We start from the raw sequence: 20,295 nt of genomic DNA on the forward strand, positions 1-20,295 counted from the left end.
CTGAGTCCGAACCATCTGGCCTCGTAAATACTGCACTGTAAACTGTAAAATCGTCGACTGACCTCGTAAATACTGCACTGAAACTGTAAACTCGCCGTCTGACCTCGTAAATACTGCACAGTAAACTGTAAATCACCGTCTGAGCGTCTTAGCTATTTCGGCAGAACAAAAGTGGCGTTAGTGCGGTACAAAAGTTTGCTAATTTGGTGCTAATGTGGCGTTAATATGGCGCTAGTAGCACTAATATGGTGCTAATTTGGTGCAAAGGTGGCGCTAATGTGGCAACTAAGTTAGTAACTTTTCTCGTTGTAGTTATGGGAGTACGTGTTCAGTGATTAGTTAGTCGCATTAGTCGAGTTAGTTGCTGTAATTTGTTATCAACCATTCCTTGTTTGACCAGGACAATTTGCCTGCCCCTGAGCCGTCAACAGAGGTAAGTCTAGATTTTAGACTAGCTGGGTCATCTGAAGTGTAGCTATAAGGTAGTGTTGTTAATCCGTTCCATGCAAATGCTTTAACGGCAGCGGGTGCAGGGGAGAGAGGGCTGTTCTTAGCTGTACTGTCTCCTCTGAACGTTGCTCCATCTAGTGAATAGATCGTATCTAAAGCTGCGATTGCACCTGTATATTTGCTATTACTTGCATCCGCTTGATTGTTGCGAAGAGGATACACTACATCAATGATTACAGAACTTTCAAGTAATACAGCTCCTCCTTCTGTCGAGATGGCTCCGTTACTTGTAACCCCGAAATGATACCCCTTGCTTGAGATCGCTTTTTCCATAGCGGAGGTTAGACGTTTTTTAGCCAATCTGGTATCTTCGTTGTCCATTACAATGTTATAGGCATGCGCATTACCACTACGAAGGCGGGGCATGCGGTCTTGTATATCTTTATAGTAGTTGTGATGGAGCGTCACAGAAAGAAGCGCATTATCAGCTGCAAATTCTGTTGCGCCTATTAAATGGCCCTTTTTTTGACTAGCGGCAATCGCAATGATGTCGTCTTTACTTAGGCCAACTGAGCTGCTTCTTAAATAAGCGTACATGGGATAGGCAGCCTTGTCGGCTTCCATTGCATTAATTTGCTGAGTAACCCAGCTGTTTGCGTTTCTATCATCCCCTAAGAAGGATGACCATGAAATGGTGACGCCGTTACTGCCTTTTTTAACATCGACAACTCCGTCATAAGATTTATTGAAGGTGCAGTGGTCGATCCATACGTTGTTGCTGTTCTCAATGGTGATGTAGTCCCAGTCGTTTTTATCGTAATTTCCTTTGGTTGCTTCATCCCATTCCCAAAGCTCATCAAATTCAAGGTTGCGGATGATGACGTTAGAGCTTCTTTTAAAAGTAAAAGCGGCATGTTTAATGGTTGCACCCTTAGCTGAAAAAATGGTCAAACCGTCGAAGTTGTCTATAGACAATTTGCTGACACCAGTCTCTATTAATACGGGATGTGTTAAAGCACTGTTATGAGCGCTAAATGGGGAGATCTTTGCCGCATCAGAAATTTCATTCCATCCCAGATCCAAGTCGTTCATAATTTCAATAACCTTTATTTTGGATCCTTTTCTCAGTGCAGTGGCAAGATCTGCTGCGCTATATACCTTTTTATAGAGTGGACTGGTTTCTTGGATATTTCCACCACCTGTTGTTCCTGTGGCAAACCCAGCCAAATCATATTCACTAACCTGAACCGGTGTAGGCGTGGGTGAAACAGTAGGTATCGGTGTAGCAGTCGGTATCGGTGTAGCAGTAGGTATCGGCGTAGCAGTAGGTATCGGTGTAGCAGTTGGTGTTGGTGTAACAGTCGGTGTCGGTATAGCAGTCGGTGTCGGTGTAGCAGTAGGTATCGGCGTAGCAGTAGGCGTTGGTGAAGCAGTCGGTATCGGCGTAGCAGTAGGCGTTGGTGAAGCAGTCGTTAATGGCGTAGCAGTAGGTGTCGGCGTAGAAGTAGGTGTTGGTGTCGGCGTAGTGCCATTGGTGTCAGAAACGGTCACGTTGTCGAACATCGTAATTGTTTTAAAGGTAACGAGCCCTGCTGCACCTTTTTTTAATTTGGAATCGGAAGCTGAGAGCTCCAGCGTATCATTTATATACAAGTTGATGGTATTTCCGCTCATTTCGAGTTTTACATTATACCAAACTCCTGTTTGCAGAGCGTAAGGTTTGCTGGACAAAGTTGTAGTAGATCCAGAAACCTTCTTTCTGATTTCCAGCATGCCATCATTATTATTATACAAAGAAGCTGCATAAAAATTATTTCCATCTATGTATCTGCCTGCAACATAAGTTCTGTTTGAGCCATTAAAATCAACAACTTTTACATCCGCTTCCACAGTGTAATCGCTCCAGGCTGGATCACCTGCAGAAGTACGTCCTTCTTTTGTGGCAGACTGGTAATATACGCTGTTGCCTTCGTCCTCAACAATAGTCCAATTCCCACTATTGGACGTCCATAGATTATCGCCCTCTTCAAAGCGGTCTTGGAAGAAGGTAGAAGCACTTGCCGGATACACAATAAAAAGAGAAAAGAGCAGGGTTATGCACATAGTAACACTCACATTTTTCTTGATTAATTTTAGTAAACTCATTGTAATCCTCCTTATATATTTATAAATTTATATTAATATAAATACATATATCGGAAATAAATATAAGTAATAATATGATTATAAAGTCCTTTTTTTAATTAGTGCTATAATAGCTTTTTGGGTATTCAACGATGAATTCTGATCTATACGAACTAGGAGTGATAGACTTGAGCGTAATCCGAATGGAGAACGTAACTAAGAAATATGAGAATACATTGATCTTTCGAGATATTTATTTTCGTGTGAGCAAGGGCGAACGTATTGGCTTAATCGGACGAAATGGAGCAGGTAAATCTACTGTTTTTAAGCTAATAATGGGAAAAGAGGAGCCAACGGCAGGAAAAGTAGAATTAGATCCCAATGTGAAGATCAGCTACTTCTCTCAATTTTCGGAGCTTTCCGGGTCTTTGTCTGTACAACAAGAGCTAGAACTTTGCTTCGAAGAGGTAGCAAACATTGAACAGGAGCTTAACCAAATAGGAGAACAGCTTGGGCAGGTGTCGGATGATGTCCAGATGAATGCACTTTTAGAGCGCCAAGCTGAGCTTTTTGAACAAATGGAGCATTTGGATGGCTGGAATGTATCTGTGGAAATCAATACGGTGCTGAGTAAATTAGGATTCGATGAGAGATCGCGGCATCAACCTGTAGAGGAGTTATCTGGAGGCTGGAGGAACCGCGCGGCACTGGCTAAAGTCTTAATTGAAGGGCCCGATGTTGTATTGCTCGATGAGCCTACTAATTTTTTGGATATGGAAGGGATCGTATGGTTGGAGCAGTGGCTGCACCGTTTCAATGGGGCGATGCTTCTGGTCTCTCATGATCGGCAATTTATTGACAGAGTGGTCACGCGGACGATAGAAATCGAGAACTATCATTTCCAGGAATATGAAGGGAATTATACCGATTACGTTCGTAAAAAGAAGATGCGCAAAAAAGTGCTCGATCGGCAATTTGAGTGGGAAGAAGAACTTCTCCTTGTGGAGTCTGAGGCCATTGAAAACCGCGGTAGTAAGAAGTCCTCTAAGGATCGTCTTTCGCGTAAGCTAACGGATATGAAAAAACGAGTGGAACCTCATCCTGTTAACGTATTAATCACTGATATCTATAGCAATTTACGTTTTCCTGACAAGCTGGGGGAAGTGAAGCGGATTGGACAAAGTTATGATGGCCGCTCCATCTTCCAGAACATTAGCTTCGATATTCAGAAGGAAGACCGGATAGCTATCGTGGGTCCGAACGGCAGCGGAAAGTCGACACTCATCAAGGTACTGACTGGACAAGAAGCACCGGAATCGGGGGAAGTGACTTGGGAACGAGGGGTCGGTTATGCGTACTTTAATCGGATGTGGGATGAGCTGGATCATAAAGATACTGTCAGCCATGCCGTAAATGTTTATGGACTGGGACTGGACGCACCGCGGAAAAAGGTGAATAAATTTCTATCGATGCTGCAATTCTCGGAAATGGATCTGAGTAAAACGATTGGCAGCCTTTCAGGTGGACAGCAGGCCAGAGTGGCTTTAGCGAAATGCCTTCTCTCCGGAGCTGCTGTCATTATTTTAGATGAGCCCACTAACCATTTGGATTTAACTAGTATTCAGGTGATGGAGCAGGCGTTGATTCATTTTCCTGGCGCTGTAGTAACAGTTAGTCATGATCGGTTTTTTATTGATAAAATAGCGACGAAAATGCTCACCTTTGAACCTGAATTAGGCATTACTGAGCAAAATGTCTAGGATTACGCGGGAAGTCGGATGATCACTGTCGTTCCTTCACCTACGTGACTGGAAATTTCAATTCCATATTTTTCGCCAAAATGAAATTGAATGCGATCATGAACATTTTTAATGCCAATATGTTCTTCATCTAAGGTATCTGAGGGTTGAGAGAGACGGAAACGCAGCTGTTTAAGTTTCTCTTCCTCGATGCCAATGCCGTTATCTTTAACGATAATCAGCATATCCTCCCCCGATATCACTGAGGATACCTCAAGCAGACCTGGTTCACTGCGACTTTCTAGGCCATGTACGATAGCATTCTCTACGATGGGCTGCAAGGAGAAGTGCATGACCTTAATGATCTCGCATTGCGGATCTAGCTGCTCCATGTACTGTAATTTATCTCCAAAACGCAACTGCTGAATCTTCACATATAGCCGGACATGCTCAAGTTCTTCGCGCAGGGTAACGGTGATTTTCCCGGTCTGGATATGAATCCGAAACAATCTCCCGACGATCCCCACCATCTCGCCAATCTCTCTCTGCCCATTGATGATGGCTTTCATTTGAATAGATTCAAGGACATTTGCCAGGAAATGCGGATTGATTTGGCTTTTGAGCGCACCATACTGGGCTACTTTTTGTTGAGCCTTGGCCATCGAAGATCGCTCAATATAGTTTTGCAAATCTTTTACCATCTTACGAATTCCATTATATAGAACCCCAAATTCATCTTGACGATTACTGTACAAATCCACATCGAAATTCCCCATCCCCACCAGCTTCACCTTCCGGCTTAACAGAATAATAGGTTTGGTTACGCGTTCCGAGAGGATATACATAAATAAGAGTGCAGTAACAAGCGATAAGAGCGCCAAAGTTAAAATGATTTTGCCAAGAAAAGAAGCCTGCTTAGTCATCTCTTTTTCATCAATATATTGAATGACCTTCCAGTTGGAGTAAGGAGAAGTAACAAAATTAATGTACGAATCCTTGTCATCAAAAGTACCATATAAGCTCCCGGCGTCATTGTTCATAAAAGTGTTAAGCGCCTGTTTGTCGATGGGGACTGGCTCTAAAGGACTCGTCTCCAATGAATCTGAACTGTAAACATTGCCCCCCTTATCGTCTAAAATAATAAATTTCCGCTTGCTATTCTCGGACAGCTTTAAGATTTCCCGTAATGAATCCAGCCGGATATCGATTAACATAACACCTAAGGGCTGCTTGCTTCCTTTTTTATTAATGACTCTGGCGATGGAGATGACGGATTGTTTGGAATTGGTGCGATAGAAGGGGAGGTGACTTCCAAACAGGATTACGCCCCCCTTTTTTTGCTGCGTCTGTAAATACCAATCCTCTTGGGTGTAGTCCTTCACATCATAATCCGCACGATTGAAATTGGCAGAATAGAATACACGTGACCCCGCGAAAATCTGCACACTGTCGACATTTTTAATCGTCATTTCAATCCCGCTGATGAATTGTTCAATCGTGTTTCCATACTGAATACTTAGATCATTCCCGATATTATCTTTGTTGATAGTCCAATGCTCGAGAGCGGTTTGTAATTGACTATCTACTTGGGCATTAAGGGTCCCTTTTTCAATACTTTGCAGGTACTGGTCGATGTTGAAAGAAAGATTATTAAGGATAAGATTAGAGCTGCTTTGATATTCATTTTTGACGGCTTGATTTGAAAATATATAGATAATCGCTGATATAATTAGCAAAGGAATAGTAATGGTCAGGATCATCAGCACAAAAATCTGCCGATTGACATGCCGCATCCGATAGCGTTTTTTTGGCTGGTTTATTTGCATCATTTTGCTTACCACCCCGATTGTTTTCTATAGTCTGATGGGGTCATGTTGGTGAAGAGCCGGAACGTTTTAACGAAATGCTTATAGCTCTTATAACCACACATTGTGCAGACATCGGTCACTAGAATTTCCGGTTTTTTTAAGCATTCCTGCGCGTATTCCATACGGATTTCGGTTACAAATCGCATATAGTTCTTATCGAGTTTTCTTTTGAACAGACGGCTTAAATAAGAAGGGTTATAGAAGAAGCGATCCGCTACCATTTGTAGAGTAATATCTTGATCAATATTAGCTCTAATAAAGGATTTAATATGTTCAAAGATAATCACATCCTGCTGATGGTTATCCGTCAGACCTTCGGTATATATGTTCCCCAGATGAACCATCCAATTCCCCAGCCACTCGAACATGACCTCAAGGGAGTGAAAATCCTCAACAAAAGTAAGGTTTAATAGTTTATCGCTGTACACACCATCCCTATGAATGTGGTTTTTATTAGCAAAGCGGATAATGACACTTATGATTTCTTGTACATACGCAAGCCATAGATCAGGTGAATGGCCATCTGTTTTATGCAAAATATCTTGTGCCAATCGTTGCATTAATTGTAGGATCTCTTGTTTATTGGCGTTTTCGATGCAGGAGATTATTCGTTTCTTATCGTTGTCATCTAGTTGGATAAGTGTTGGTTTAGTAGCTATGGCGCCTGCCTTTATAGATGAAATATGGAATATATTGCGTTCACTTTGATAGAAGCGTTGGTATAACAGCTTTTCAGACTCGTGAAGTAATGAAGTGATTTGAGGCAGTTCGTTCGTCAATGTACCTATGGCAAGATAAAGGGCAAGATGATGTTCTAACGTAAGCTTGTTCAAATGCTGATCGAGTTCAGTAAGTACTTGGGTCTCAAAAGGGACAATGCACGTTGCAGTCTGTGATCCCATGACTATTAGCCCGTATAGTTTGGATTTAGCAGCATATGTAAAAATAGATCGTGGCAGACTTGCCGGGAGATAGGCCTCCGTAGCAAGATGTATGAACTTAGTCGCCAGTTCTCGCATCCACCTTGTGGATGGTGAAGGTGTTTCTCTGATAGGGAAACCTGCCAAAACAAAAGGGAGATACAGATAATGTTTACTTTTAAAATTACATAATTCAGCGATTAAATTAGTGTCAATTGCAGGTTGTTCTTCTTCGAGTAGTAGCTTTATAAGCTGTGAGCCTTCCAGAGTAGAACGTTTCCTTTGTTCTTGTTGTTTAAGTTGCAGCTTGTTCATACACTCTTGAATCACGGTTAGGCTTTCTTCATATTCCAAAGGTTTGAGCAAAAAAGCATGCACACTCCCAAGTTTGATGGCTCGTTGAGCGTATTCGAAATCATTAAATCCTGTCAAAATAATAAACAAAGTATCAGGAAGGAATTGGCGAAGCTCTTCTATCATCTGAAGACCATCCATTTCGGGCATGCGAATATCAGTGATCACTAAATCTGGTTGCTCACGTAGTGCGGTAGCGACACCTTCTTTTCCATTCTCCGCTTCAACAATACTCTGAACACCAAGCTCCTGCCACGAAAAGTAATGTTTTAATCCCGTCCGTATTAACGGTTCATCCTCTACAATCATAAGCTTGTACATGAAATCCCTCCGGAAGACTAGATTTATAGTGGATTTTTAATCAACTATACCATCAAATGTAAGTTATAAGCTTAAGATTAAAATAATTATAGGTGAAATATGTAATGTATTATAACATTGAAGAGGAGCTGAAAGAAGGTATAGGTCAGAATACGACCCTAAATGTAAAAGGAGTGGGATTCTCCTAAATTTATAATTGATTTATGATTAGCGCAAGGAATGAGAAAGCATTTTATTCCACAAAAATAATAGGGGGTAGCACATGAGAGCAATGAAAAAAGGGCTAATGAGCATTGTTGGTGTCGCACTTTTAGGTACACAGTTAGTTGCATGCGGAAATACGAATACAGCGAATTCCGCCAATGAACCAAGTAATAATACTGATAAGAGTGAGCCCGCGGCCACTGAGACTGCTGCTAAACCAGTAGAAATAACATGGTGGAATTTTCCGAGCTTTCAAGCTTTAGATGGTGAAGTTGGCAAATACGAGAAGGAAATCATTGCAGCTTTTAATGAGAAGAATCCGGAAATTAAAGTCAACCTTGAAATGATCACCTTTGAAGGCGGCCCTGAAAAACTGAATGTGGCGATTGCTTCGAATACTGCACCTGATGTAATTTATGATGCTCCTGGACGGATTATTGACTGGGGTAAAAAAGACTTATTAGCACCTCTTAATGATATGGTGACCGATGAAGTGAAAAATGATATTTCGGAAGCCTTTTGGAAACAGTCAAGTGTTGGCGATGAGATCTTTATGTACCCGATCAATACAGCTCCTTTTATGATGGCGGTAAACAAGACCGTTTTTGAGAAGATTGGCGCGTTAGATTTGCTTCCTCTGGATAAGGAAGACCGAACTTGGACGTTTGAAGAATATAAGAAAGCGCTGGAAGCTGTTAAAGAAAAAGCACCTGATGTTATCCCTACAGGATTCTTCGCGAAGAGCCAGGCTGGAGATCAAGGTACTCGCGCGTATCTTGCTAACTTAGGTGTATCCAGATTTCTAAATGAAGATAATTCCGCAGTCGCGATCAATACTGATAATGCTGCGAAAGCGTTGGATTGGATCGTTCAAGCTACAAAAGATAAACTTAGCGTTTCTGGTGCGGCTTCCCTTGCGGCTGCTGACGTGAACGACTTATTTTTACAAGGAAAATTAGCCTTTACACTCAACTATTCTGCAGTACTTAAAGCTCAGAACGTATCTAAAAAAATGGTTGAATTCGAAGATGTTCTGCTTCCTTTCCCTACTTTAGATGGATCGGAACCTAAGCTTGAACCTTACCTCGGTGGTATGGCTGTATTCAATAATGGTGATGAAGCTAAGATTGCAGCTTCTAAGAAGCTGATTGATTTTATTGCTAATGATCCTGTATGGGGTAAGAAAAACTTGATTCAAACAGGTGGTCTGTCTGTTCGTAATTCGATTACAGGCCTCTATGATGATGCAGAGTACAAATACGCTGAGTATGCTCGTAAATTCACAACAGATGCACCTACCATTGCCGATGGATATGCTGATATTCGTACTTTCTGGTTCCCTGAATTACAACGTGCTTTAACTGGAGGCGCAACCGGTAAAGAAGCTTTGGACAGCTTTGCTGCAAAAGCAAACGAAGCGATTACGAAAGCAAAGGCTGCAATGAAATAAAAAAAGTGAATGGTGTCCAAAAGAATAGAGTGCGGGAAGCACTCTTTTCTTTTTAAATCATCGAAGAAATGGGGAAGGACTGTGGGGACAACGGTTCGCAAAATAAAAGGTTATGTGATTCGCGACTGGATGATGAGTTATCTCTTTTTAGTGCCGGCATTTGGGTTTTTCCTGCTTTTTGTAGCTTATCCGATGGTGAAAGGGGTCTATATTAGTTTCTTCGATTATTCGTTGAGAGATTTTAGCTTTATTGGCCTCGATAATTATATCTCCTTAATAAAAGATGATAATTTCAGGAAGTCGATGGGAAATACATTATTGCTTGTACTCATCACCGTACCCATCGTTATTATTTTCTCGTTATTTATCTCTATGAATATTTATAAGAAAAAAGAGTTTGCCAGATCATTTTTCCGCGGAGTGTTCTATTTGCCGGCTGTATCCTCGGTCGTAAGCATTACAGTCGTTTGGGGCTGGATTTATCATCCGAACTATGGGATTCTAAATTATTTAACCAGCTTTTTGGGAATGGAGCCTATATCCTGGTTAGGAGATACGAGGACTGCACTGCTTGCAATTATCGTGGTTCTGATAACGACCTCTGTAGGGCAGCCGATCATTTTATATGTGGCATCTATTGGGAACATTCCTACTTCTTACATAGAAGCCGCTGAGATTGATCGGGCGACGCCTTGGCAGATTTTCCGAAAAATATTATGGCCCATGCTAATGCCAACGAACTTATATATTATCGTGATTACCACGATCAACACCTTTCAATGTTTTGCGCTAATTCAGCTGCTCACCTCGGGTGGACCTGTGTATAGCACATCGACTGTAATGTATGGCGTTTACGAACAAGCCTTTATGCTCGGTCATTTTGGATATGCCTCGGCGATGGGTGTCATCCTTGCGATTGTGATCGGGATCATTTCTATCATTCAATTTAAATACTTTGGCAGTGATGTTGAGTATTAAGGAGGGGACATCATGAATTCTACGAATCCGTTAGAACTGAGAGCACCTATTGGCCAATCTAAGAAAGTAAGCAGATGGAAAAAAGAATTGACGATTCCAAAAATATTAGCCACTATCCTGTTGATTCTGGCAACGTTGTTTTTTATCTTCCCTTTTTATTGGGTGGTTTCAGGGGCATTTAAGCTTCAGACTGTAGCAACAACGATCCCCCCGGAATGGTTTCCGGCTAAGCCGACTCTGCAGAACTGGACCGAGTTATTTAAGAATCCCGTTGAGCGCTGGATGTTTAACAGCTTCATCATTGCTTTTTGTGAAATGGCAGCGATTTGTATCGTTTCTTCCTGTGCTGGATATGTGCTTGCCAAAAAGTCTTTTCCTGGCCGAGGGATTATTTTTACGATGTTTGTTGCCGCAATGGCATTGCCTAAGCAAGTTATTCTTGTCCCGCTGTTTACGATGCTTGCAGATTTTGGTTGGGTCAATACGTATAAAGGGCTTATTTTACCAGCGATTGGCTGGCCATTTGGAGTCTTCCTAATGAAGCAGTTCGCGCAGACCATTCCAGGAGAATTAATTGAAGCAGCCAAAATAGATGGCAGCTCTGAAATTCGTTTGTTCGGCACCATCATTTTACCTTTGTTAAAGCCTGCAATAGGGGCACTGGCAATCTTTACCTTCATCACTTCTTGGAATGATTATTTCAGTCAGCTGATCATGACCAGATCGACTTCAATGATGACATTACCACTTGGGGTAGCGACTCTTCGGGGTGAATTTACAACAAACTATGGACTGCTTATGGCGGGTGCTGCGTTAGCCTCTATTCCTATGATTGCAATTTTTCTAATGTTCCAAAAAGCCTTTACCCAAGGGATTACTATGGGGGCTGTAAAAGGCTAAATATTCTTATAACAACGTAAATTAGTAGTATGAATTAAACGACGGAGGCTGTAATTTATGAAATCATATGAGCTTGAATCCTTTAAAGGCATTATTATCGCTATGTATTCCAGTTATGATGCTGAGGGGGAAATCGATAAAGAAGCAGCCCGGAAATTAGCTCGTCATTATGCTACTACCGGAGTAAAAGGTCTTTATGTTGGCGGAAGCTCTGGCGAAGGTATGCTGCAATCTGTAGAAGAACGCAAACAAATGCTCGAGGCAGTTATAGCAGAGGTTGGAAAAGAGCTTACAATCATTGCTCACGTGGGTGCTCCATCTACAAGAGACAGTGTTGAACTAGCTATCCATGCTGAGAAAGTTGGCGCAAACGCAGTATCGGCTGTTCCAGCGATTTATTATCGTCTGTCACCGGACAGTGTTGAAAGTCATTGGCAGGCGATTATTGATAGTACGGCGCTTCCATTTATTATCTATCACATCCCGCAAACTACAGGCTTTCAATTATCGAAAAGCTTGCTGATTAAGATGGCAGCTCAGGATAAAGTAATCGGGGTGAAAATATCGGCGGAGAGCACGTTTGAGCTTCAGCAATTTAAAGCCGCAGGCGGGAAGGGTTTTCTAGTCTTAAATGGACCTGATGAGCAGTATTTGGCGGGCCGCAGTATTGGGGCAGATGGCGGGATTGGTGGAACTTATGGGGTGATGCCCGAGTTATTCCTAAAAGTGGAACAATGTTATGTGCAAGGAGAGATGGCTGAGGCGCAGAAATGGCAGTTCATCATCAATGAGCTCATTGTTGAATTGCTATCCTTTCCTTCATTATATGGTGCGTGTAAAGCGATCCTTAGTGTGCGTGGATTTGAAACAGGTCAGCCAAGGATGCCACTTTTACCGGTTAAGGATTCCGATCAGGAGCGGGTAGAAGCTCTGAACAATAGAATATTAGACTATATTCTTGAAGCGAAGGGATAGGGTTAATAATGACTCGAATAAGTGATATCTTTCCGGTGAAAGGTCTGATTGTTTCCTGTCAGGCACTTGAGCATGAGCCGCTTCATGGTGGGGATACAATGGCTAAAATGGCAAGAGCAGCGGTTCAATCAGGAGCTATAGGAATCCGGACAAATGGTGTTCCAGATATTGTAGCTATCAAAAAAGAAGTAAATGTACCGGTCATTGGACTTATTAAACGGGATATACCCGGATCAGCCATATTTATAACACCAACCTTAGATGAAGTGAAGGCGATTGTTTCTGCAAAAGCAGAGATTATTGCGCTTGATGTAACGAATCGGGAAGAACGCTTAGAGTCAGTAAAGCCATTAATAGAATATGCACATCTGAGAGGTGTGCTTGTTATGGCGGATATTTCGACATTTGAGGAAGGGCTTGCCGCCGAGAAATTAGGTGTGGATTTCATTGGTACCACGCTTTCAGGCTACACCCCATACAGTACACAGCAGGAAGGACCGGACCTTGTCTTAATTCAACAATTAAGCGGATCTGTGAACATTCCTGTTGTTGCGGAAGGACGGATATGGACACCGGAAGACGCAGCAAAAGCTAAGAATGCAGGGGCATCATATGTTGTTGTAGGAAGTGCAATTACTAGGCCACAATTAATTACTTCGAGATATGTTAAGGCCGTGAGCAATGTCAATGACTGACGGAGGTGAGTCCGTGATGGAAGGGTATGATCCTCATATAGAATATGCGATTGGAGTAGATATTGGCGGCACGAAAATTAATGCCGGACTCGTCTCTTCACAAGGGGACGTTTTACATACTGTAAGCTTAAGCACATTGGCTGGACAGAGGAAAACAATGGATCGCATTATACTAGCAATTCGGACATTAATGGATGAAATAACAGCACAACAAGCGGGAATTCAACTCCAAGGAATTGGCGTAGGATCAGCAGGGCAAATGGATTTGGAGGCGGGGCGTGTCCGCTCCGCTTCGGAGCTTATCCCTGGCTATGCTGGCACAGCTTTGAAGGATTTACTTCAGACACAGTTTCAACTTCCGGTAATCGTTGATAATGACGTGAATGTATTAGCATTAACAGAGAAATATTTAGGCTCAGGCAAAGAGGTAAAAGACTTTATCTGTCTTGCCCTTGGTACGGGCGTGGGTGGAGCGATAGTCGTAGACGGCCATCTTGTTCATGGTTCTTGGGGTGGGGCTGGAGAGTTAGGCCATATGTCCGTAGATTTCAAAGGACCTGCATGCGTTTGTGGTGGAACAGGCTGCTTGGAGCAGTATGCTTCAGGCACAAGCATCGCACGTCGCATGCGCGACAAGCTTTTATTACATAACCAGTCTCCAGAGAACGTAGACTCACGGGAAGTGTTAGCGAGATGGAGGGCGGGTGACTCTCTGGCTACAGAGTTAATGGAAGACACGATTGCTGCGCTCGGATCCGCGATCGCTTCATTAATCCATATTTTTAACCCTAAAGTCATCGTCATTGGCGGTGGAGTTGCTGAAGCAGGCGAACTTTTATTTGAAGGTATTAGAAGAGAAGTAAGGGGCAGAGTAATGCCATCTATGCTGGAAAATGTTCGTATTGAAGCGGCTTATCATGGTAATTTATGTGGAATGATCGGAGCGGGGCTGCAAGTGTGGGAGTATAGTCCCAATAAAGTAAAGAGAGCAGAGTTATAAGGGGCTATTCACCATCTATCTGTATAGCGAGTCACGGGGAGCAATACGTAGAAGCATTTAATTGTACATCGTACAACTATATTTCTCGAATCCCTCCAGCCGATGGGTATAAGTGTATTTTGTACAGCTATTTTCTTGATTTACAGCCTTAGTGGTGGCTTCTCGTGTTTTTAGTTGTATAAAATGCAGCTAAAGTCAAAATGATTGCATTCGCCTACGAAATAACTGTATAGAATACATTTATTCTATTTCTCAGATTCCCCAGCGATCCGGTGTAATTGAGCCATTGAAGATTGATTAGTGTTTTGGGATTGATTAATTTTTTAAATAATTAAGTTAGAACCACATGTGAATAATACTCCATGTGGTTTCTTTTATTAGTTATAGCCCACCCCGGTACCCAATGCCGAATGAACCCTTCGTTCAACCATCAACACAACTAACCCATGTTATAGGAAGCAGTTTTTCGCTTTTTACGTTGAATTTATGATGGTGATTCATTAATGTGAGTATATCACACGATATCGCTACGACGAATTCAATGTGTCCAAAGACTCGGGGAAATTCGACCTTAACTGGTCCGTCTCGGATAACTTATTTGACCAAACCAGCCTAGTTAAGATTTTAATTAGGCTTAAGGGATACAAATTTTCCAGTTTGTATCCCTTAACTTATATAACAAAGGATGGGAAAATTATGGTCGATTACAATAACAACGAAGGAATAGGCGGTTTTCAACAAGTCAGCTATCGTTCATTAGCTATTCATCCCATTGAGGCGAATTGGACCAGACAATCCCGATTCAGAGCTCCAACATCACTTTCAGTTTTGAAGCGAGTTGTTGACTCGGGGCGGCCGGATTTTTCATATGGATTAAGCTCGTTTACAGTGGATGAACAAGGGAGAGCCATTCTAGCTGTGGGGCAGGGTGATTTCGAGCTTAATCATCAATACGGCAAACCATATTTACCTATGTACATATGAAGATGAGTCACAAATTATTGGGAGACTCTATGCTTTTGACGCGGATGGAACCATAAGATGGGTTTACAAGTGCTCGTCCATATTTTGGTGCGATCCGGTTATTTCCCGTGAAGGAATCATATATGTTGGTCAAAATGTGAATTCCAAACTTTATGCTTTTAGTCCTGATGGAGAGTTGTTGTGGGAGAAACGGATGGGTCAAGGAGAAGGGCACCGTCCCCCTGTCATAGATCAGGATGGGGTTATGTATTGGTGTCTTTCTAGCCAGTTATATGCCATTGCTCCGGATGGCGAAGTGAAATGGATATACCAACCGGAGGAAAGTTACGTTGACACCAGCCCTTCCCTGGGCGCAGACGGTAATTTATACGTAAATTTGACCGGCGGGGAATTTATTTGTTTAACGCGAGACGGTGAACAGCTATGGAAAGCGGAAACTAAAGGTTTTGCAATAACTCAACCAATTCTCGGCCGATGCGGCAACGTTATTCAAAGTCGCTTAATGGATAACTCGATTGAAAGCTACTCCGTTGTTGATATTTTTTCCCAAAAAGGAGTGCATTTAGCGGAGACCGCAATCAAAGGTTCCATTCATTCGGTGATTTTGGCAAATGATGAAGTGATTTACGTCCTGTCTTCCTATTGGACGGCTAAGATGGAGCCTAAATGGGAACTCGTGCGGTTACAACCTGAAAAATTTTAAATAGTAGGTGGTTGAATAATGGGAACTTCATTTGCAAATCTCCATCGGGCAGTCCCAAGGCTGGACAACAGTCCTGGGGGAGAAATTCAACTGGGAAACGATTGGTGAAAGCGCAAGATCTTTGTCTAACTTGATCTCTTCCCTTGTACTTGCTATAGGATACTTTGATGATGATGTGCGGGAGAGTGTAGAGCAACTGGAGACTGTTGTGCCTGCTCCGCTTATTCTGAAATATGACTGGGTAGAGGAAGATGAGTCGCTCGGTCGGGAATTTGTTCAAGTCCGCAGAGACCGTCAAACTATCAAATCCTAAGGGGATTTGCTCCGGCACAGTGAATCATATAGTCCTAATTAAAAAATGTTTTTTTATAAAATGCTATAGATATGGTGGGAGAGTAAAAGCTCTGCCTATCAAATTCCCTTGATTTAATAGAATAATTTACCGATAATGTTAATGAGGGGACCCAAAATCAAATCCGTCATGAAGCAGGAGGCACTATCGGACAATGATGACTTTAATGAACATGGTGCGGGGAACGGAGAACGATCTTCCTGCTAAAGAGATGATTAAGTATTGGAATCATGAGCCTGGAACTTTAAAGATGGTAAGGGCCAGCAGCAATTTTATTTATAGCTTTCAGTGGAATGGTAAACGCTTTTATTTAAGGTTTACTCATGAAGAGGATAATTCCGCAGACAATATCCAGGCAGAGCTGGATTTTATGATGTATTTATTAGAGCAAGGTTATGAGACCGTCGCTCCTGTGCGTTCTAAATCTGGCAATTGGATTGAGACGTTGTTAACGAATCACGGGCGATACCACGGGGTAGTTTTTGAACAGGCCCAGGGTGAATATGTTTCACTTGATGAGATGAAGGAACCTCATTTTTATCAATGGGGCCAATCGCTTGCACGTCTGCATAATTATTCGGAAACCTATGCACCGAGCACGCCTTATCGCAAAAGCTGGGTCGATTCATTAAATTTTATTTATTCCGTATTGAGCAGACATCCTGAGGAGCATAAGGCGCTTAAGGAATATGAGCGGATTGAAGCTTGGTTATCAGAGCTCCCTTTTGGAGTAGGGCATACTGGGCTCGTACATTATGATTTTGAGATGGATAATATCTTTTATATGCAAGAAGAATCCCGCTACAGTGCCATCGATTTTGATGACTCTATGTATCACTGGTTTGCGATGGATATTACATCGGCGTTAAGAGACCTGACGGAATCGGATGATAATGAAAGTAGAAGAAACATTGACCATTTTATTAGTGGATATAGATCGGTTAAGCAGCTAGATGATGAGTATATTAAGTTGATACCTGAATTTCAAAGATTTGCAGACTTATACAGTTTTGCTAGATTACTTCGGTGTATGGAGAATACGGATGATTCTATTTTCCCGGATTGGGCGAAACAGCTTAAACTGAAATTAGAAAGAGTTTGTGACCGATTACGAACCGGCTTTCAACCACATATAGTGCTGAAGGATATCACTGAAAAAAACTGGTACGCTTGTACTCAATTAGAAGTATCGGATGAGCAAAAGGCTATTTTTCCTGAACCGGTGGTCTATTGGTTAGCAGAAGCAGCTTATTGTGGTATGACCCCGCTCGCTTTATACGCAGATGAAGAATTGGTAGGTTTCTCTGTGTATAGCGTAGATCCTGAGGACGGAAGTTATTGGATTATGGCTTTCATGATTGACCAGAAATACCAGAACAGGGGTTTAGGCAGAACGGGTATGGATACCTTAATTCGTTATATTAAAGCAGAACATCATTGCGACAAAATCGTTATTGGCTATCGGATCGAGAACGAACGTGCTTCGAATTTATATACATCACTCGGGTTCGTTGAAGTCAGTAGGGACGAGGTTGAAGTTATACGAGGGTTGGTAGTGTGAAAAGGAAGAAGCCGCCAAGCGTTTGGCGGCTCTTTTTTATATATGGAAATTAAATTAATCTACAGAGCCGGTACTCAGCAGCTGATCAAAAGAGACAGGGAATAGTGGCTCAATCAGCGATAGAATTGCTTTTGCATACTCCTGAATTTCTTTCTGAGCGTCATGCTCCAGTCTTTGATTTAAAAAATGAGCTACAGATTGAACTGAAGCTGTCCAGTACCATCGAACGAATAGTCCATAAGCAGGTAGAAACAGTCTTGCTTGTTCAGCACATATGCCATCTGCTAAAGCTGCTTCATACTTAGATAATCCTAACTCGGTGTATTCTTGAAGCTCGCGGGTGTATTTTTCACCAAGCTCCCATGCAATAATGTCACCACTGCCTTGTTTGGAATTCTCTGGTTTGGACCTCCATTCTCCCGCAGCAGGTTGATAAAAAACGGGTTCTTCTGTTATGTATCTGCGGCTGGATTCGTTCCAGGCTTCCAAGCTATCTCCAGTACCTTCGTAATGAGCAGAACCGACTACGTATTTCCACCACTGTCTCGCAACCATTAATGGGGCATAAACCTCAAATTGTGTGATGGCATGGCGGAAAGGAGAGGTATGTCCTTCACGGGCAAGGAATTTTATTAGTTTAATATCCCGATCACTAAGCTCAAAAGATTGTTTAGCATAAGATACACGCGCAGCGTTAGCAACCGTTAAATCTGAGCCCATATGATCTACTAATCTTACATAACCTTCATTTAAAACTTTGATTGTTGTCAATTTAATGCAGCCTCCTTTTCCAAAGCAGAGTAAATGAGTTCGTCACACCATTGTTGATTGCAAAATCTAGTCTCTCTGAGGATTCCATCCCTAATCATTCCTGCTCTAATCATAACTTTTTCAGATTGAAGATTCTCTGCATTGGCATATGCAACGACTCTATGGGCATTAAGTGAGCTAAAGGCGTAGCCTATCAGTGTTTTGACGGCTTCTGTCGCATAGCCCATTTTCCAGTATTCCGGCAGTAGGACCCAGCCAATCTCCCACTCTCTGATCTCTTCCCAATTTAACTTTATACTTACATTACCTATGGGTGTACTATTTTGCTTAGTACATACTGCTAAATCATAATGCTCACGCGGATCGCTGGTAGTCTGAGTCAGAATCGAAAGGAAGTTCTCTTCAATTTGTTTTGCATCTGGTGCGGTGTTTTCATATTTGTGAGACAAAGGATTAAGTTCCAGTTCTTCATAAAAAGAAAAATCATCGCTTGTATAATCTCTTAATATCAATCTATCGGTTATTATTTCCATGAGCTAACACCTCCTAATCCATGATTATAATGGAAGACTCTGTAATTATCACGGAGTAAATTCACTAGAAATACAAAAAAAAATTTCTGTAAATTTTTCTCTAGTAAAATTGTGGAATTGTGATACAGTAATTAAGGTTTATATATTTAGAGGGGGATGTAAGAAAAATGAAAGCTATGAAATGGAGCATCACTGCAGCGTTAGCAGTATCTATGTTGGGTCCAATACATACAGTGAAGGCGGCAGATACGCGTAACGTCGATTACGATCAAAGTAGTATTTTACGGAGTGCCAGTTCAGTTTCTTCATCATACAATGAAGGCAATCCGCAGGTTGAAGATTTGATTTTTCAGATGGATGCTACGGAAATCACTGTTGGGGACAATGTTCCGGTACAAATCTATGCTAAAGATGCCGATGGCATATCCGAACGCGTTCCGTTAGCTCAAGCAAATGTCATAATTGAAAAGCCTTATTTGCTGCAAAAACAAGCCGATGGCACAATGAAAGCCTTAGCGGTAGGAGAAACGAACGTAACGGTCAATTCAGGATCAGATTCCAAAACAATAAAAGTTTCGATCAGTGCGGACCATGATATTGATCAAGGTGCATTTGTTAATGGAACAATGTATTTGCCGGTTCAATCGGTTTTTCAAACGTTGGGAGCAACAGTCCAAGTTAATACAACAACTAAAACCTTTAGCATTCGTCTAGGTGATTTGCCAATACAGCTTCAACTCGGAAGCGATATTGCAATGGTGAATGGTGCGAAGGTCAAAATGAGTGGTAAGGTGCAAAAGATCGACGGATCTACAGTTTTTCCTGCCACGCTTTTAAAGACTGCACTGTCAGCAGAGTTAATTTGGGATGGAAATTATCAGACGATGGAGATCTACTTCGGCAAAGCAGAGTTGTTCGCCTATACGAAACAAACCGCACAGATTTTTAAGAAGGAAGAACAAGGAAACCTCGTTAAGTTCATTGGAAAAACATATTGGCTCAATCAATTCGACTCCGATTATAAGTTCCAAAAAGTCACTATTGTAGATATTCTACCTGATTATGAAGGTGAATTTGCCATTTCATTTAAGGTTTTATCGACGGGGCAAATTCTTAACTCTTATAAAATGTCGGGAGATGAGTTGATCCGTACATTAGGAAATAAGGAATATTTCTTAACAACGGATCCATTTAAAACCTATAAGTGGTCGGATGCGATTTGGAGTAAGATTAAAAAAAGCATAGTTGCTACTGGGATGACCAAGCAACAAGTGGAGTTTAGTTGGGGTAAGCCTATAAGTAAATCCACATTATCAGGTAGTGGCATTCAAGTGGAGACCTGGCAGTATGGTAATTATAACTATGTTACCTTTACGAACGGTGTTGTCTCCATGATTTATACGAATTAATACT

The 20,295-nt window shown here is 41.8% G+C and carries 17 protein-coding genes; 12 read left to right on the forward strand and 5 right to left on the reverse strand.

The genetic code is table 11. The features are described from left to right. Positions 1–357: 357 nt before the first annotated feature. Complete coding sequence (locus MHH60_RS26955) at positions 358–2,595, reverse strand: pectate lyase family protein (RefSeq protein ID WP_256715128.1); 2,238 nt, start codon at positions 2,593–2,595, stop codon at positions 358–360. 167 nt (positions 2,596–2,762) lie between these two features. Between MHH60_RS26955 and MHH60_RS26960 the strand changes: the two genes are divergently transcribed. Then, the gene (locus MHH60_RS26960) at positions 2,763–4,334 is read left to right on the forward strand and encodes an ABC-F family ATP-binding cassette domain-containing protein (RefSeq protein WP_076135578.1); all 1,572 of its coding nucleotides are present in this window, start codon (positions 2,763–2,765) and stop codon (positions 4,332–4,334) included. Positions 4,335–4,336: 2 nt separating this feature from the next. On the opposite strand, the gene MHH60_RS26965 is transcribed toward MHH60_RS26960, so the two are convergent. Beyond that, positions 4,337–6,142, reverse strand: a complete 1,806-nt coding sequence (locus MHH60_RS26965; protein ID WP_076135580.1) for a cache domain-containing sensor histidine kinase — start codon at positions 6,140–6,142, stop codon at positions 4,337–4,339. Positions 6,143–6,147: 5 nt separating this feature from the next. Continuing rightward, on the reverse strand, positions 6,148–7,776 hold the full coding sequence (locus MHH60_RS26970; protein ID WP_076135582.1) for a response regulator transcription factor: 1,629 nt from the start codon (positions 7,774–7,776) through the stop codon (positions 6,148–6,150). Positions 7,777–8,038: 262 nt separating this feature from the next. On the opposite strand from MHH60_RS26970, the gene MHH60_RS26975 reads away from it, so the two are divergent. The 10 genes from MHH60_RS26975 to MHH60_RS27020 all read left to right on the forward strand — a co-directional run bounded on the left by MHH60_RS26975 (position 8,039) and on the right by MHH60_RS27020 (position 17,578). Further along, on the forward strand, positions 8,039–9,430 hold the full coding sequence (locus tag MHH60_RS26975; protein ID WP_076135584.1) for an ABC transporter substrate-binding protein: 1,392 nt from the start codon (positions 8,039–8,041) through the stop codon (positions 9,428–9,430). A gap of 81 nt (positions 9,431–9,511) precedes the next feature. After that, on the forward strand, positions 9,512–10,408 hold the full coding sequence (locus MHH60_RS26980) for a carbohydrate ABC transporter permease (RefSeq protein WP_428323518.1): 897 nt from the start codon (positions 9,512–9,514) through the stop codon (positions 10,406–10,408). A 12-nt stretch (positions 10,409–10,420) separates the two neighbouring features. Beyond that, on the forward strand, positions 10,421–11,308 hold the full coding sequence (locus MHH60_RS26985; protein WP_076101717.1) for a carbohydrate ABC transporter permease: 888 nt from the start codon (positions 10,421–10,423) through the stop codon (positions 11,306–11,308). A 57-nt stretch (positions 11,309–11,365) separates the two neighbouring features. Further along, on the forward strand, positions 11,366–12,283 hold the full coding sequence (locus MHH60_RS26990) for a dihydrodipicolinate synthase family protein (RefSeq protein ID WP_076135585.1): 918 nt from the start codon (positions 11,366–11,368) through the stop codon (positions 12,281–12,283). A gap of 8 nt (positions 12,284–12,291) precedes the next feature. After that, positions 12,292–12,978 carry an N-acetylmannosamine-6-phosphate 2-epimerase gene (locus MHH60_RS26995; RefSeq protein WP_076135587.1) on the forward strand — a complete coding sequence of 229 codons (687 nt, stop codon included), beginning with the start codon at positions 12,292–12,294 and terminating at the stop codon, positions 12,976–12,978. A gap of 16 nt (positions 12,979–12,994) precedes the next feature. Continuing rightward, positions 12,995–13,978 (forward strand): ROK family protein, encoded by a 984-nt coding sequence (locus tag MHH60_RS27000; RefSeq protein ID WP_076135589.1) that lies wholly within the window; start codon positions 12,995–12,997, stop codon positions 13,976–13,978. Between the two features lie 696 nt (positions 13,979–14,674). Continuing rightward, the gene (locus MHH60_RS27005) at positions 14,675–14,962 is read left to right on the forward strand and encodes a hypothetical protein (protein WP_143766704.1); all 288 of its coding nucleotides are present in this window, start codon (positions 14,675–14,677) and stop codon (positions 14,960–14,962) included. After that, on the forward strand, positions 14,907–15,665 hold the full coding sequence (locus MHH60_RS27010) for an outer membrane protein assembly factor BamB family protein (RefSeq protein ID WP_076135591.1): 759 nt from the start codon (positions 14,907–14,909) through the stop codon (positions 15,663–15,665). Before MHH60_RS27005 ends, MHH60_RS27010 begins: the two co-directional genes overlap by 56 nt. Positions 15,666–15,696: 31 nt before the next feature. Then, positions 15,697–15,978, forward strand: a complete 282-nt coding sequence (locus MHH60_RS27015; RefSeq protein ID WP_076135593.1) for a hypothetical protein — start codon at positions 15,697–15,699, stop codon at positions 15,976–15,978. A gap of 193 nt (positions 15,979–16,171) precedes the next feature. Continuing rightward, a complete protein-coding gene (locus MHH60_RS27020) occupies positions 16,172–17,578 on the forward strand; it encodes a GNAT family N-acetyltransferase (RefSeq protein WP_081389006.1) in 1,407 nt (468 codons plus the stop codon). Positions 17,579–17,632: 54 nt separating this feature from the next. Here MHH60_RS27020 and thyX read toward each other — a convergent pair whose 3' ends face one another. Together thyX and MHH60_RS27030 are read right to left on the reverse strand one after the other, a co-directional pair. After that, a complete protein-coding gene (gene thyX, locus MHH60_RS27025; protein WP_440941442.1) occupies positions 17,633–18,298 on the reverse strand; it encodes an FAD-dependent thymidylate synthase in 666 nt (221 codons plus the stop codon). Positions 18,299–18,345: 47 nt separating this feature from the next. Then, positions 18,346–18,882, reverse strand: a complete 537-nt coding sequence (locus MHH60_RS27030; RefSeq protein ID WP_076135597.1) for a GNAT family N-acetyltransferase — start codon at positions 18,880–18,882, stop codon at positions 18,346–18,348. A 167-nt stretch (positions 18,883–19,049) separates the two neighbouring features. Here MHH60_RS27030 and MHH60_RS27035 point away from each other — a divergent pair, with 167 nt between their 5' ends. Next, the gene (locus MHH60_RS27035; protein ID WP_076135599.1) at positions 19,050–20,291 is read left to right on the forward strand and encodes a stalk domain-containing protein; all 1,242 of its coding nucleotides are present in this window, start codon (positions 19,050–19,052) and stop codon (positions 20,289–20,291) included. The last annotated feature ends 4 nt before the right edge of the window (positions 20,292–20,295 follow it).

Source organism: Paenibacillus sp. FSL H7-0716 (assembly GCF_038002705.1).
Classification (GTDB): domain Bacteria; phylum Bacillota; class Bacilli; order Paenibacillales; family Paenibacillaceae; genus Paenibacillus_AQ; species Paenibacillus_AQ odorifer.